This window comes from Rhizobium sp. B21/90, from assembly GCF_019355815.1.
Classification (GTDB): Bacteria; Pseudomonadota; Alphaproteobacteria; order Rhizobiales; family Rhizobiaceae; genus Rhizobium; species Rhizobium rhododendri.
This window is the reverse complement of record NZ_CP072162.1, coordinates 1,040,645-1,055,877: the sequence shown is the minus strand read 5'-3', so window position 1 is coordinate 1,055,877 and position 15,233 is coordinate 1,040,645. Positions and strand designations below refer to the sequence as shown.

The window sequence follows — 15,233 nt, the reverse complement described above, 5'->3', positions numbered from 1 at the left end:
GGAATGCTGGCGGGGTATCGCCGCAACCGTTGAGCAAAGCCCAACGAAAAATCCCCGCACGAGGCGGGGACAATGGCTTCAGCGAAATGTTTCCTCAGTGCGCGGCGTCTTCCGAGGCTTCGGCCAGAAGCCCGAAAACATACTCCGAAAACGACCGCCAGCACTCGACCTTGAAAGTCTCCGCATCCAGCCGCACCAGCACGATCTCTACCTTTCCGAACAGCGTGCGCGAGCAGGCGCCGACCGGAAAGACGGCGAGCGACAGGTCCTGCGGGCAGCCGGCCGAAAGGCAGGCTTCGGCATCGGGCCCCGACACGACAATGCCGGCGTTGCGGTGGGACACATCGGCTGCCGAATGCAGCACGCCCGAGCCGCCCGCAATGGCAACCAGATCGACTTCGCCGTCGTCAATGACCAGCCATTCGTCCGGCCCAAGCCACAGCGCCATCCGGTTTCCCGTCTGGGCCGACGTCTTCGGGCTTGTCGGCAGGGCCAGGCCGAGCGCGGATGACAGGGCTGCAACGGAGGCATCGGGGGCGCGCAGCGATATTCGGCTGGCGGGCTTGGCCGGTGTCAGGCGAACGCCGGCGGAGCCGCCGTGGCGCCCGGCGAGCGGCGATGTGCGAATTGCCTGATCAACCATGGATCCGGCCTCCTTCCTTGTCAAAGAACACCATGTCGGTCACCTCGACGGCGATTGTCTTGTCGGGCATCGGCACATAGAGCGTTTTGCCGATGCGCTCGCGGCCACCGGCCACCAGCGCGAAAGCGATGGACCGACCGCAATTTTCCGACCAGTAGGCCGACGTCACGTGGCCAAGCATAGTCATCGGCTTAGGCTCGTTCGGATCGGCAACGATCTGGGCGCCCTCCTCCAGAACGACGTTCGGATCCTTGGTAATCAGCCCGACCAGCTGCTTGCGGCCCGGCTTGACGAGATCCGGCCGCTTCAGGCCACGGATTCCGACGAAATCCGTCTTCTTCTTTGAAACCGCCCAGTTGAGGCCGGCATCATCTGGGGTAACGGTGCCGTCGGTATCCTGGCCAACGATGATGTAACCCTTCTCGGCGCGCAGCACGTGCATGGTCTCGGTGCCATAGGCGCAGGCACCGAGTTTCTCCGCACGGGCCCAGACAGCTTCGAGCACCGACTGTCCATAATCCGCCGGCACGTTGATCTCGTAGCCGACATCGCCGGTAAACGAGACGCGGAACAGCCGTGTCGGGACGCCACAGAACTTGCCTTCTGCAACACTCATGTGCGGAAATGCCTCGTTGGACAGGTCGATGCCCTCGACGAATGGCTCGATGATCTCGCGGGCCTTCGGCCCCTGGACAGCGATGACCGCCCATTGCTCGGTCGTCGATGTCAGCCACACCTTCAGATGCGGAAATTCCGTCTGAAGGTAGTCTTCCATATGGTGCATCACGCGCGGCGCACCGCCTGTCGTCGTCGTCACGTGGAAGCGGTCCTCGGCCAGCCGCCCGACGACGCCGTCGTCATAGACGAAGCCGTCTTCACGCAGCATGATGCCGTATCGGCAGCGGCCGGGCTTCAGCGTATCCCAGGCATTGGTATAGATGAGGTTGAGGAATTCCGCCGCATCGGGGCCGACCACCTCGATCTTGCCGAGCGTCGAGGCATCGAAGATGCCCGCAACTGCACGCACGGTGCGGCACTCGCGGTTGACCGACTGGTGCATCGTCTCGCCGGCGCGCGGATAGAACCAGGCGCGCTTCCAGTTGCCGACATCCTCGAAGATCGCTCCGTGCGCCTCTTCCCAGGCGTGCAGCGGCGTCTTGCGAGCGGGATCGAAGTGATCGCCACGCGAATGGCCGACCAGCGTGCCGTAGGTGACCGGCGTATAGGGGGAGCGGAAGGTCGTCAGGCCCACCTGGGGAATGGGGCGGTCCAGCACTTCTGCGGCAATCGCCAGCCCGTGCATGTTCGACAGCTTGCCCTGGTCGGATGCCATGCCGTTGGTCGTGAAGCGCTTGATATGCTCGATGGAGTGCATGCCCTCGCGCACTGCGAGCCGTATATCCTTGGCGCAGACATCGTGCTGGAAATCGACGAAGGCCTTGGCAGAGGTATCCGGGCCGGCACCTTCGGCAGCGCCGACCATGCCGCCGGTCCACTCGAAGGCCTGTTCGCCGGTCAGCAGGATGTTGCCGTCACCGGTAGCACCTGTTGCCCGCGCCATCAGTTCGCCTGCAGCCAGCGATTCTTCGATGGTCTGCTGCAGGCCGTCGGTACCGTTGCAGGCGCCGATGGACAGGCAATCCTGCGCATAGGTGCCGGGCAGGAAGCGCTGCCCCTCTGCATCGAACCTCAGTTTTCCCCGAGACTGCGAGAACATATGAACCGACGGCGTCCAGCCAGCCGACATAAGCAACGCATCGACGGCAATCTTGCGCTTGGCGCCGCCGCCGTTGCGTGCAACTGTCATCGACGATACCCGAAGCCGGCCCGAGGTATCGATGACCGAATGGCCTGCGAGAACTTCGATGCCGAGACGGCGGGCTTCCGCCAGCACCGCCTCGCCGGGCCGGGTCCGGCAATCGACGATGGCAGACACAGACACGCCGGCCTTTTTGAGGTCGAAGGCGGCTTCATAGGCCGAATCATGGGCCGTGTAGACGCCGATCCTGGCGCCGACAGCGACGCCGTAATGGTTGAGATACTCGCGCGCGGCCGATGCCAGCATAATGCCCGGGCGGTCGTTGTTGGCAAACACCATGTGCCGCTCGATGGCGCCGGTGGCGAGGATGACACGCCGGGCGCGAACCTGGATCAGCCGTTCGCGCGGCAGCTTGCGGTCAGGGCGGGCCATATGGTCGGTGACGCGTTCGGCCAACGCCGCGAAATTGTGGTTGTAGTAGCCAAAAGCCGTGGTGCGTGTCAGCACTTCGACATTCGGCATGGCCTTCAACCGTGCCGCGACGGACTGCGCCCAGTCATAGCCATCGACGCCGTCAATCCGAACGCTGGCATCGAAATGCAGCGCGCCACCGACAGTCGCCTGCTCGTCGCAGAGCATGACCTTGGCACCGGCTTCGGCAGCAGCGAGCGCTGCCGACAGGCCGGCAATGCCGCCGCCGACCACCAGCACGTCGCAATGGGCAAATCGGCTGGCATAGTGGTCCGGATCGGCCTCGGTAGGCGCCACGCCGAGACCCGCAGCACGGCGGATGATCGGCTCATAGAGGTTCTTCCAGGCAGCCTTCGGCCACATAAAGGTCTTGTAGTAAAAACCGGCGGCAAAGAACGGTGACAGGAAATTGTTGATGCCGCCGATGTCGAAGCCGAGCGACGGAAAGCGGTTCTGCGAAAGCACCTTCATGCCATCGAACACTTCCTGCACGCTGGCCCGCACATTCGGCTGGCGTCGTGCCGAATCTCGCGAAATGTCGAGCAGCGCGTTCGGCTCCTCGGCACCCGACGACAGGATGCCGCGCGGCCGGTGATATTTGAACGAGCGGCCGACCAGGTGGACGCCGTTTGCGAGCAGCGCCGACGCGGCAGTATCGCCCTCGAGCGCGGTGTAGGTCTTGCCGTCAAAGGTGAAGCGGGCGGTCTTGGCGGGCGTCAGGCGGCCGGCACCGGGGATACGATTGGCGCCGCTCATCGGGCGTCTCCTTCCGTCGCTTCATAGGTTTCGACGGGCGCGTTTGTGACTGCGGTGGCGTCGATATCGGGCTTCGGTTCGCCGGCCTTGTAGGTCTGCAAGAACTTGTCGCTGACAGTATCGCGGGCCGCGTTGAAGAACCGGCCGCAGCCGTGCATATGCCGCCAGCGCTCGAAAATCAGGCCCTTTGGATTATCGCGCAGGAAGAAGAACTCCTCGAATTCTTCGTCCGAGATCGCGGCAATATCGGCCGGGCGCACGATATGGGCATCGCCGCAGTTGCGGAACTCGAGTTCCGAACGTTCTTCCCGACAGTAGGGGCAGTAGATCAGCAGCATGGGGAACTCCCGGCCCGGTGGGTATGACTTATGTGATATTCGGCGGCAGGATGGAGAGTGGCCCGCATGTGGCGGCCTACCCCCCTCTGTCCCTTCGGGACATCTCGCCCACAAGGGGGGAGATCATTCATTTCCCTTCTGAAAACCAGCGTCGATGGTGATCTCCCCCCTTGTGGGGGAGATGTCACCGACGGTGACAGAGGGGAGTGGCTCCGAACTCGAGACATCAATGCGCCACCGCCGCAGCTGCCGCTTCGTCGATCAACCGGCCGGACCGGAAGCGGTCCAGCGCCAGGCCGGCGGAAAACTTGTGCGGTTCGTCGCGGGCGATCAGGTGGGCAAACAGATGGGCCGAGCCCGGCGTTGCCTTGAAGCCGCCCGTGCCCCAGCCGCAATTGACGTAAAGCCCCGGCACCGGCGTCCTCGACTGGATGGCCGAGCGATCCGGCGTATTGTCGACGATACCGCCCCAGGAGCGCATCATCTTGACGCGCCGGAACATCGGGAAAAGTTCGCAGATCGCATCGAGCGTATGGGTGATGATCTGCAGGCCGCCGGTCTGGGAGTAGGAATTGTACTGGTCGGTACCGGCCCCAATTACCAGCTCGCCCTTGTCGGACTGCGAAATATAGGCATGCACGGTGTTCGACATGACGACGCAGGGGAAAATCGGCTTCAGCGGCTCGGACACCAGCGCCTGCAGCGGCGTCGACTGCAGTGGCACGCGGACATCGGCCATCTTCATCACGGTCGTCGTGTGGCCGGCAGCGGAAACGCCGATCTTCTTCGTGCCGATCAGGCCGCGCGTCGTATCGACGCCGGTGACCTCGCCGTTCGGCCCGCGCCGGATGCCGGTGACTTCGCAATTCTGGATGATGTGCACGCCACGGTCGGCCGCAGCGCGGGCATAGCCCCAGGCGACGGCATCGTGACGCGCAGTACCGCCACGGCGCTGCAGGGCTGCACCGTTGATCGGATAGCGGGCGCTGGCCGAGATATCGAGCGGCGGACAGAAAGCCTTTGCTTGCTCTGGCGTCATCCACTCGTTGTCTATGCCGTAGAGCCGGTTGGCATGGATATGGCGCTTGAACGACTGCTGGTCGTGGACGTTGTGCGACAGCATCATCACGCCGCGCGGCGAATACATGACGTTGTAGTTAAGCTCCTGGCTCAGCCCTTCCCAAAGCTTCAGCGAGTGCTCGTAGATGTGCATGCTCTCTTCGTAGAGATAGTTCGAGCGGATGATGGTGGTGTTGCGGCCGGTATTGCCGCCGCCGAGCCAGCCCTTCTCGATGACAGCGACATTGGTTATGCCGTGCTCCTTGGCCAGATAATAGGCCGCCCCAAGCCCGTGGCCCCCGGCGCCGATGATGACGACATCGTATTCCTTGCGCGGCTCGGGCGAGGTCCACTGGGCGTCCCAGCCTTTGTGTCCACGTAACGCCTCGCGAGCCACGGCAAAAACCGAGTATTTCCGCATTTGCACTTACTCCTTGGGGAAGAGCTCTTCCAATGGGCCATACAAATCGCAAATCGAAAACCGACACAACGGTTCTTTTGCGACGCATTTGACGCAGGTGTCGACACGGCGGAAAATGGGGAAGAATTGCGGGGATTTTTGGGGAGCAGGATGTGCGGCTGGCGGCAGTCTGGCTGAAGAGGAAGGAAATGCAGCCTTCGGTATGCGTGGACAGGTGAGCATACCGGCTTCCCGAACCGCGTGACGCCTATACCCGCAGCGCGCCGGGGGTCAGGCCATCTTCCCGGCGCATGATGGCCGTGAGATGGCTTTGGCTGGAGAAGCCGCAGTTGAGCGCGATCTCGGCCAGCGGCAGCCGTCCATTGACGATCAGTGCGCGGGCCTGATCGAGGCGCAGGCGGGTGAAATACTGGTGCGGGCTCGTCCCCGTCCGGCGCCGGAAGGAGCGCAGCATCTGGCTTGACGAGAGCTCGACCAGCGCGGCCAGGGCATCGAGCCGGACGCCCTCTGTAAGATGCGCCTGCATGTGGTCGCGCACCTGGCGGAACTGCCGGTCCGACAGGCCGCCCAGATCCTTCTGAGGCCGAGCCACGCCATATTGCCGGATAAGGTGGATGCCGAGCAGGTTGAGGAGCGAATCAAGCTCGAGGCTCGCCATTGTCCCGTGCGTGCCCGAACGCAGCTCGTCTCGCAGCATGCCGCCGAGCAGCCCGACACGGCGGTCGACGACCGGCAAGGCGTCCGCGACGACGGTGGCGGCCGGCAGATCGAGGTCGGACTGCGCCAGATCATCGAGCCATGGCTGCGACAGAGAGAACGCCGCCACCTCCTTCGGCTCATGCCAGCGTGCCCAGTAGTCCGCGCCTGCCGGCACGATCTCGCAGCACCCGCTGGCAGCCGAAGCGGTGCGGATCCGCGTGCCGCCGAGGCGCGACTCGCGGTTGCTGAAGGGCTTGAAGGACAAAAGCACGAGATGATGGGGGATCGACTGGCTGATCTCGCCGGCGTTCCGCCGGTTCCACGCAGCCGTCCCGAAATCCGAACGGACGAGCCGGCCCCAGTTCGGCACCGGCGTATCGGCAGTGGCGACATGGGGTGCTTCGGGCGAAATGGCATCTGACATGTCTGTTCTCCGTCCGGCGTGCGGATTTACTAACAACGATGCGCGTATCCTGAAAGCCGCACCACTCCATGTCGCCTACTTCTTGGTCATCAACAAGGAGAAAGACAATGACGACCAACGACACGATCAAAAACATCGATGGCAAGGTTGCAGTGGTTATGGGTGCAACGCGCAACCAGGGCCGGGCCTATGCCGTCATGCTTGCGCGCAACGGCTGCCGCGGCGTGGCGGTCCACTATCACGGCGAAGCATCCCGGGGCGAAGCGGAAGAGACCGCCGCGGAGATCAAGCATTACGGTGCCGAGGCGCTTCTGTTCAGCGCCGACCTGACAAAGGTCGCCGACGTCGTGAAGTTGTTCGACGCGGTCGACGAGACGTTCGGCCAACTCGACATCGTGGTGAACACAGTCGGCAAGGTGGTCAAGAAGCCCTTCGTGGAAATCACCGAGGCCGAGTTCGACCAGAGCTTCGCCATCAACAGCAAGGCGGCGTTCTTCTGCATGCAGGAGGCAGCCAAGCGTATCGCCGACAACGGCCGGATCATCAACATCGGCACGACTCTGCAGGCGGCAACGACCGGGCTCTACGCAATCTACGCCGGCTCAAAAGCACCGCTCGAACACTTCACACGCGCCCTTGCCAAGGAAATTGGCCACCGGGGCGTCACGGTCAATACCGTAGCACCTGGCCCGCTCAACACCTCGTTCTTCTATCCAGTGGAGACGGACGATTCGAAAGCGTTTCTCTCCGGCATGAGCCCCCAGAACCGCCTCGGCGAGATCGACGAAATCACGCCACTGATCGAGTTCCTGGTCGGCCCGGGCGGCGGCTGGGTGACAGCCCAGACCCTCTTCATCAATGGCGGCTTCATCGCCCGCTAAGCCAATGACCAACCGGCGTTCGCCGCAAGCGGGCGCCGACCCCACCTCGAAAAGCGCCGATGAACCATTCGACCGGGCCATAGGCTGCCTCGATTTCGAGCAGCACCGGACAGAGGCAGCACCTCGGCCTTGTCGCTCTTCGGCAACCACGAACCGGCCGCGCGCAGCGCCTCCGACCAGTTCGTCCGGGCGCCCATGTGGCCCCTCACCCTATGACCATATGCGTCCCGCCGATAGAGAGCCGCTTTCGCATTCCGTCGTGCGATCTCCATTGCCTTGACCAGGCCCTGTCCCGGCGCCGAAGCGTACGACATAAAACGGGCATGTCCGTCGCGAGCTATGGCGCCCCGCACTTCCCTTTTTCCCGGCCTGCCCCGTCCCCTCATCTAGACTTCCACCCCCCAATCTGCTATCGCCCACGACCAATCGCCCGGTCTCTGGCTGGGCTAGCGACACAATTTTGCCTTCAGGGTCGGCGACTCGGACCGGCTGGTTGGCGGGGTGCAATCGAACCGGGGAACGGTGTTCTCGTGCAGGTACTTGTCCGCGACAACAAGGTCGACCAAGCGCTCCGCGCGCTCAAGAAGAAGATGCAGCGCGAAGGAAAGATCGGATAGTCGTTATTTCGACGTTTTCGAATGTATCTGTGGCGGGGCGAATCATTCGCCGCCGCCATCTTAGTTTATGAACAAATCTCTCGGCACAGCCCGATCTGACCGCATGGAAAGCGAAATCCGGAATGGCATTTATGACGCATGAACAGTCCCGAACCCCGATCCGGTCCGCTTCTGTTTGCAGGGCCGGCAAGTCAGCATTGCCGCTTCTGGCGCTCGTCGCCGCGATTGGCCTTGCCGGATGCCAGACGAACTCCACGGACGCGGTCATCCGCATCGACAAGGCGCAGGGATCGCAGGAAAACATCTCTTCGCTGAGCTCCGTCATCGCCGCCAATCCATCCGATCCGGAGGGTTACAACGTGCGTGGATCGGCCTATGGCCGCGCCGGCGAATTCTCCAAGTCGCTCGCCGACTTCAACCAGGCGATCCAGCTCAATCCGAAATTCTACCAGGCCTACGCCAACCGCGCGCTGGTCTACCGCAACATGGGCAAGCAGGCGGAAGCCGCCGCCGATTATTCCTCGGCGCTGCAGATCAACCCGAACTACGATGTCGCCTATATCGGTCGCGGTAATATCTACCGCCTCGCCGGACAGGACGACCAGGCCTTCAACGATTTCTCCAAGGCGATCCAGCTCGGCACGACGGACGGCCGCGCATATCACGGGCGCGGCTTGATCTTCCAGAAGCGCGGCCAGCAGGAGAAGGCAATCGACGATTTCTCCAAGGCGATCTCGCTATCTCCGAATTCACCGGAGCCCTACAACGGTCGCGGCATCTCCTACATTGCCAACAAGGATCTCGACAACGCCTTTGCCGACTTCAACCACGCCATCGACCTCGACAACAAGGTGGCGGAATCCTGGTCGAACCAGGCGCTGGTCTACGAACAGCGCGGTGACAAGGCGAAGGCACAGAAGTCCTACCAGCACGCCCTCAATCTCGACCCGCGCTTCCAGCCGGCCAAGGATGGCCTCGCCCGTCTTCGCGGCTGATCGAACGATACCCCCGGCGCAACCAGCGCCGGGCATCCCGAGATCTTGCGATAGGCGTCGCTTCGCAATGCCTGCCTGAGTGACGCACTTTTTATAAAGACGAGACGCCACTGACATGCGAGGCACCGCTTGGCCCAGTCTATATCCGCGTCCCCCAAAATCATTGTCATCGGCGCCGGCATCGTCGGCGCATCCATCGCCTGGCATCTGGCAATGCGCGGCGCCTCCGTTACCGTCGTCGCCACGAAGACCGGTGGCGACGCGACGCCGAATTCCTTTGCCTGGATAAATGCCAGCTGGGGCAACCCGGAATTCTATTTTCGGCTACGGCTGCGCGCGATGCAGGAATGGAAGCGAATGGCCGAAGACCTGCCAACGCTGCCGCTGCAGTGGACCGGCGGCCTGTGCTTCGACTTGTCCGTTGGCCAGCTGGAAGCTTATGCCGTCGAGCATGGTGGCGGGGGCTACGATCTGCGCTCCGTCACCCGCGATGAAATCCGCGCCATCGAACCGCACCTGACTAACCCGCCGGAATTTGCTCTTTTTGCGGCCGAGGAAGGCTCCGTCGAGCCCGAAATCGCTGCTCGCTGCATGCTCGGCGATGCCTTTCGCCTGGGAACGACATTCCTGCCAAATCTCGTCGTTGAAGCGCTCATCGAGAAAGACGGTCGCATCGTTGGCGTCAGAACGGCCGATGGCCCGCTCATGGCCGATCATGTCGTGCTGGCTGCCGGCACGGGATCGGCCGCAATTGCTGCTTCCATCGGCATCCACCTGCCGGTTACATCGCCGCCCGGCCTCATCGTTCATTCGAAGCCATACGCAAAACGCTTGAACGGCCTCGTCATCGCCCCGCATCTGCATATGCGCCAGACAACAGAGGGCCGCATCATCGCCGGCGGCGATTTTGGCGGCAGCGATCCCGGCAGCGATCCTCAGGGCGTCGCCGACCGCCTGTTTGCCGAGGTACGGACGATGCTGGACAATGCTGCGGATCTGGAGCTCGAACAATACACCGTCGGCTATCGCCCGACGCCCGTCGATGGCTTCCCGATCATCGGCGATACCGGGCAAGCGCCCGGCCTATACCTTGCGGTGATGCATTCCGGCGTTACCCTGGCGCCACTGGTCGGCCTGCTGGCTGCCAACGAAATCATCGGCGGCACGCCAGACGCCTCCCTGGCGCCGTTGCGTTTCGGGCGCTTCACGTCCGGTACGCCTCTGAACAAGCACGGCCGCTGACGCGCGCCGGCGAATCGGCACTCAGCGCGTCATGATATATCCGACGACGGCGACAACCACGAAGATGAGCACGCCACCCACCAGTCCCGCGTGGCCGAAAAACCCGCCGGCCATGGCAATCAGCAGTGCCGCCACGAACACGCTCAGCAGCTTGGCGCCGTTCAAGAACAGGGAATAGGTCTTCTCGTGCTCGTTATAGTCCATCGGAGCGCCGGTTTCGGATGGACCGGTCGGATGTTCTGCCATGGTGATTTCCTCCTCTTGCGCGCCAATCGACCTACGCCCTTGCACCAAGGCACGGTCGATGGCTCTCCCGCATCGATGCTCTCATAAAGCGAGACAAGAGGCAATGCGTGACGCCTGCGCGGCAGGAGATGAGGCTCAGGCCTGCCGCAACGCTCCGGCACGGTTGGCGGCAGCAAAGCGGGCCGTCGGCAGAATGGTCAGCGGCGTCGAGCCCATGGCTTCCGAACGCTGGAACATCATGCGACGCTCGTAGGGCTCGGAGATGAAAAAGGGGAAGCGTTCGTAGAGAGCGGTTCGCACCTCCCGCGTCCGCGTCGCCATCAGGGTCAGCGGTATATTGTATTTTCCAACGCCCGTTTGCGCCGGAACCACCGTATCGGCGGAAAATACCCGTTTGTAGAACGGCGCATGTTGCGGACTGACCAGTTGCAGCACCCTGTCGGCATCGAAGTAATCGGCTGCCATCGAAGCGATCCGCAGGGTAAGATACGGCAAGGCCGGCATTTCACCGATGATCTCGGGGGCGGCGGCGAAACGGACGGGATCGATCAGCGTCATGCCGCTGTCGAGAAAAGCATCGATTTCCTTCGGGTACATATCGCGGGTGATGCTGATGCGGTGGTCCGGCGTGACGTGGTGAATACGCACCGTACTGATCAGCCGTTCGTCGAAATAGACGCCGAAGACATAGGCATGATCGTCGAAATCGACGGCATCTATAAGCTTGGCGCCATCGAGTGTCAGGATGTTGGCGAGCTTGTAGGCGCGGTATCGCATCCTTGCCACCTCTTCCATGTCTTCCTGTGTCTCGACGCGGCGGTATTCGATGTGATCCAGAACTTCGAGAAGCTTGTTTGAAAAACTGCTTTGAACAACTTCGTTACGCATGACGCCAACGCCCTGAATTCCTAATAGGAGATTAATGCGTGAGCGCGATCCATCTCGCAATGAGCGATTAAAAATTAATTAAGATACATTTTATTAGGGTTAACGTCTTCCAATAACGCAAATAAAATCAATGACATAGAAACTTCAGTGTATGAAAATGTGATTTTTTAGCGAAATTCGATATCTTTTTACGCGACATATTCTACGACCGTGGTGGCACGTTTTGCATCGAGAACGGCCACCATCGACAGCAGCGTAGCGTTCGAAACTGGCTTCGAAAACACGTAGCCCTGCACAAAATCTGCACAGTAATACTGGTTGATGAGGTGGAGCTGGTCCTGCGTTTCGACGCCCTCGACGACGATCTGAAGGCCCAGTTCGCGGCAGAGATTGACAGTACCGCGCAGCAGCTTGAGCCGCCTTTCGTCCTCGGTGATGTTGCGCACGAACGAGCGGTCGATTTTGACCACATCGATCGGCAGCGAGTCGAGATAGGACAGGCTGGAAAAACCGGTGCCAAAGTCATCGATGGCAATGGTTATACCCATGCTGCGCAGCTCGGTCAGGATGGCCCCCACCGTCGCAAGCTCATCCATAAGGCAGCTTTCCGTCACCTCGAGATGCAGGCGCGCTGGTGGCAGGCCCGATGCCGCCAGCGCCTTGCGCACCACGGAGACGATAGCATTGCTGCGCAGGTCCTGGACGGAAAGGTTGACGGACACAGAAATCGTTTCGGGCCAGGCCATGCAATCGTGGCAGGCAAGGTTGAGGATATGGTGGGTTATGCCGGAAACGATACCCATGTCTTCAGCAATCTGCACGAACGTGTCAGGCGGCACCATGCCCCGTTCGGGATGGTGCCAGCGGGACAACGCTTCGCAACAATCGATGCGGCTGCCGTCGGGCAGGAACATAGGTTGGTAGGCGACCTGCAATTGGCCCTGCTCTATGGCCTCGCGCAGCTCTTCCTTGAGCTTCTGACGCTCTATGTAGCGCTCGTCCATCTCCTCCTCGAACTCCGAGCAGCTTCCCTTGGCGCGGGATTTCGCCTCGAATAGCGCAAGGTCGGCCTTGATCTGCCATTCTTCCGGGCGGAATTCCTGGCTGCCGATGATCACGTAGCCCGCACTGACAGAGATCCGGAAGGTGGTGTCGTCGACCTCGTAGTTGCCGCCGATGGCCGCATGCAGGATGCGTATGCGATGGCCGAGATCTGCGACATCGTCCTCGTTGGGAAAGAAAACCACGAATTGGTCGCCCATCAGCCGCGCTACCAGCGCGACATCTTTCGCCTCCCGTTTCAGACGGGCTGCGATCTCGGCCAGCAGGTGGTCGCCGACGATATGTCCCTTGATATCGTTGACATGCTTGAACTCGTCGATGTCGAGAACGGCAAAGCCAATCGTTCCAGGTTTCGCACGCGCGACAAGGCTTTCCTTGACGCGATCGATGAAATATTCGCGGTTGGGCAGGCCCGTCAGTGCGTCGTAGCGCACCATATGCAGGATCTTGCGCTCAGCGCGGATGCGGGAGGTCACATCCTCGAAGATCAGGATGACGACGCCATCGCCACGACGGCTGGCAGAAAATTCGAGGAACAGGTTTTCGCTGAACTGGATCAGCGTCCGCGACAGCGAACCGTCGACAAGCTGCGCCAGCTGCCGCTGGATCAAGCTAGGTAGCGAGCCGTCGATGAAGGAATTGCGCACGCCGTAGCGCAGCACCACGTCGAGTTCGCAATCCTTCAGCTGCTCCTGGTTTGTTAGATGCAGCAGTTCGCAGGCTTTGCGGTTGACGACCAGAATGCGATTGTTCGCATCCAGCATGAACAGGCCGTGCGTCATGTTATTGAGCGCCGTGTCGAAGCGATCGTTGATCAGCGAGATCTCGCGCGCCGCGAGCACGTTCTTGTAGAGAAACTCCCGCACCCCTGTGGCCATCGACCGCGTCGTCAGCACGAAGGGGATGAGGGTCACCGACAACAGCTGCATATAGGGATCGCGCAAAAGCAGGAAGCCGAGGCTGATCGGCAGCGATGCGGAGATCGTCTGGAGGTTGACCGCCTTCGAAGATCCGTAATTGCGTCCGACAACCGCCACCATCGAGGCAAGCGTGACCGCCACACAGGCAATCTCGGCGAACATGTCCTGCAGGACAAACACGGCAAAGCCGCTGCCGATACCAAGGAGCGTGGTGGTGGAGACGCCCCCGTACAGATAGCGGCGCTCCCACAGCGCAATATCCTCACGGCTCATCGCCGACTTGTCGGCCGTATCGAAGCGATGAAACCAATAGATGCGATAGGCGCAGACGGCGATGAAAACAGCTGTGAGGTAGAGATAGAAGTGCGACCCGGATTTTGAAAAGACGGCAGCATAGGTCATGATCTGCACGATCATGCCCGTGAAAAGCGTGCTGCGATTTCCAAACAGTGAACTTACGAATGACAGGTAGACATCTGTCGGAACGCCGTTCGGGTCTTGAGGCTTCATCCACAGTCCCCCTGATACGCGGCGGACAATAGGTCAAACCCCTTAAAAAATAATTGCCCATTCGCCTGACATTGGACAGGCATTAACGATTGCAACGTCTATCGAACACCGGCGACAGTATTAAAACTTCGCTTTTACCGCGACTTTTTAATGTGCGATCTCGACCTGCCTATAGGCCAGGAACATGGCTCAAAGCTTGCCCGCACGTTGCTGGATCATCATGAATGTGTCGAATGTGTACTCGGAAAGCTGCATCCAGAGATAGGCATCCTTTTTAAAAGCAACCTGATCGTCATAGATCTTCTTGAAATATGGATTTGCCTTTGAAAGATCAGCGTAGATCGCCGCGGCTGCCTGAAAGCAGGCTTCCATAATTTCCTGGCTGAACGGCCGCAGCGTTACGCCTTGGCTGACGACCGCCTTCAGAGCCTGAGGGTTTTTCACATCGTATTTTGCCAGCATGTTGGAGTTGGCAAAGGCGCAGGCGTCGGCAAGGACGGTCTGGTATGACTTCGGAAGCGCATTCCATTTTTCGAGGTTGAAGAGCGCGTGGATGACCGCGCCACCCTCCCACCAGCCTGGATAATAATAGAACTTCGCAACCTTCTGGAATCCAAGCTTCAGGTCGTCATAGGGACCGACCCACTCGCACGCGTCGATCGTGCCCTTTTCCAGCGCCGAATAGATATCGCCAACAGCAAGCTCCTGCTGCGGGACGACGCCCACCTTCGAAATCACCTTGCCGGCCAGCCCCGAGATGCGCATCTTGAGCCCGCGCAGGTCGTCGAGCGTATTGATCTCCTTGCGGAACCAGCCGCCCATCTGCACGCCGGTATTGCCGGCCGGAAGACCGTAGAGCCCCTGCGTCGCATAAAACTCGTTCATCAGCGCATTGCCGTTTCCCTGGTAGTACCAGGCGTTCGTCAGTCGCGCATTGAGACCGAACGGCAGCGTCGTACCGATGGCGTAAGTGGGATCCTTGTTCCAGAAATAATAGGAGCAGGTGTGGGCGGCGTCGACAGTGCCCGCGCTCACCGCATCAGCAGCCTGCAGGCCCGGAACGATCTCGCCGGCTTCGAACGTCTGGATGGTGAAATTGCCGTCAGTGGCATCCGAAACCCGGCTGGCAATGTCATCGATGCCGCCATAGATCGTGTCGAGGCTTTTCGGAAAGGACGAGGTCATACGCCAAGTGACCTTCGGCGTCTGCTGTGCAAGCGCGGGCGCGGCCAGCGCCGTCGAAGCGGTGGCAGAAGCCCCCATCAAACCCGCTTTCCTGATGAAGGAACGACGATCCATCAC

At 61.0% G+C, this 15,233-nt stretch carries 12 protein-coding genes and 1 pseudogene; 4 read left to right on the top strand and 9 right to left on the bottom strand.

The genetic code is table 11. The features are described 5' to 3' along the window. Positions 1-94: 94 nt before the first annotated feature. From J5278_RS05075 to J5278_RS05055, 5 genes are all read right to left on the bottom strand, one after another. Complete coding sequence (locus J5278_RS05075) at positions 95-643, bottom strand: sarcosine oxidase subunit gamma (protein WP_209184912.1); 549 nt, start codon at positions 641-643, stop codon at positions 95-97. Next, a complete protein-coding gene (locus J5278_RS05070; RefSeq protein WP_219258320.1) occupies positions 636-3,629 on the bottom strand; it encodes a sarcosine oxidase subunit alpha in 2,994 nt (997 codons plus the stop codon). Before J5278_RS05070 ends, J5278_RS05075 begins: the two co-directional genes overlap by 8 nt. Then, positions 3,626-3,967: a sarcosine oxidase subunit delta gene (locus tag J5278_RS05065; RefSeq protein WP_209184914.1), complete on the bottom strand. Its 342-nt coding sequence runs from the start codon at positions 3,965-3,967 to the stop codon at positions 3,626-3,628. The genes J5278_RS05070 and J5278_RS05065 overlap by 4 nt, the downstream gene beginning before the upstream one ends. 226 nt (positions 3,968-4,193) lie before the next feature. Then, the gene (locus J5278_RS05060; protein WP_209184915.1) at positions 4,194-5,447 is read right to left on the bottom strand and encodes a sarcosine oxidase subunit beta family protein; all 1,254 of its coding nucleotides are present in this window, start codon (positions 5,445-5,447) and stop codon (positions 4,194-4,196) included. A 247-nt stretch (positions 5,448-5,694) separates the two neighbouring features. Beyond that, a complete protein-coding gene (locus tag J5278_RS05055) occupies positions 5,695-6,570 on the bottom strand; it encodes a helix-turn-helix domain-containing protein (protein ID WP_209184916.1) in 876 nt (291 codons plus the stop codon). A gap of 107 nt (positions 6,571-6,677) precedes the next feature. Between J5278_RS05055 and J5278_RS05050 the strand changes: the two genes are divergently transcribed. From J5278_RS05050 to J5278_RS05035, 4 genes and pseudogenes are all read left to right on the top strand, one after another. After that, on the top strand, positions 6,678-7,451 hold the full coding sequence (locus tag J5278_RS05050) for an SDR family oxidoreductase (protein ID WP_209184917.1): 774 nt from the start codon (positions 6,678-6,680) through the stop codon (positions 7,449-7,451). A 506-nt stretch (positions 7,452-7,957) separates the two neighbouring features. Then, positions 7,958-8,056: pseudogene (locus J5278_RS31580) on the top strand (30S ribosomal protein S21); the annotation flags it as partial. 143 nt (positions 8,057-8,199) lie between these two features. After that, a complete protein-coding gene (locus J5278_RS05040) occupies positions 8,200-9,063 on the top strand; it encodes a tetratricopeptide repeat protein (protein WP_224127942.1) in 864 nt (287 codons plus the stop codon). Between the two features lie 129 nt (positions 9,064-9,192). Continuing rightward, entirely contained in the window at positions 9,193-10,305 is a 1,113-nt protein-coding gene (locus J5278_RS05035; RefSeq protein ID WP_247749179.1) for an FAD-binding oxidoreductase, read from the top strand. A gap of 21 nt (positions 10,306-10,326) precedes the next feature. Here J5278_RS05035 and J5278_RS05030 read toward each other — a convergent pair whose 3' ends face one another. From J5278_RS05030 to J5278_RS05015, 4 genes are all read right to left on the bottom strand, one after another. Continuing rightward, positions 10,327-10,551, bottom strand: a complete 225-nt coding sequence (locus J5278_RS05030) for an aa3-type cytochrome c oxidase subunit IV (protein ID WP_209184918.1) — start codon at positions 10,549-10,551, stop codon at positions 10,327-10,329. Between the two features lie 135 nt (positions 10,552-10,686). After that, positions 10,687-11,439, bottom strand: coding sequence for a hypothetical protein (locus tag J5278_RS05025; RefSeq protein WP_209184919.1), 753 nt, complete (start codon positions 11,437-11,439; stop codon positions 10,687-10,689). Between the two features lie 188 nt (positions 11,440-11,627). After that, on the bottom strand, positions 11,628-13,931 hold the full coding sequence (locus J5278_RS05020) for a bifunctional diguanylate cyclase/phosphodiesterase (protein ID WP_209184920.1): 2,304 nt from the start codon (positions 13,929-13,931) through the stop codon (positions 11,628-11,630). A gap of 189 nt (positions 13,932-14,120) precedes the next feature. Next, on the bottom strand, positions 14,121-15,230 hold the full coding sequence (locus tag J5278_RS05015; protein ID WP_209184921.1) for a TRAP transporter substrate-binding protein: 1,110 nt from the start codon (positions 15,228-15,230) through the stop codon (positions 14,121-14,123). Between the last annotated feature and the right edge of the window lie 3 nt (positions 15,231-15,233).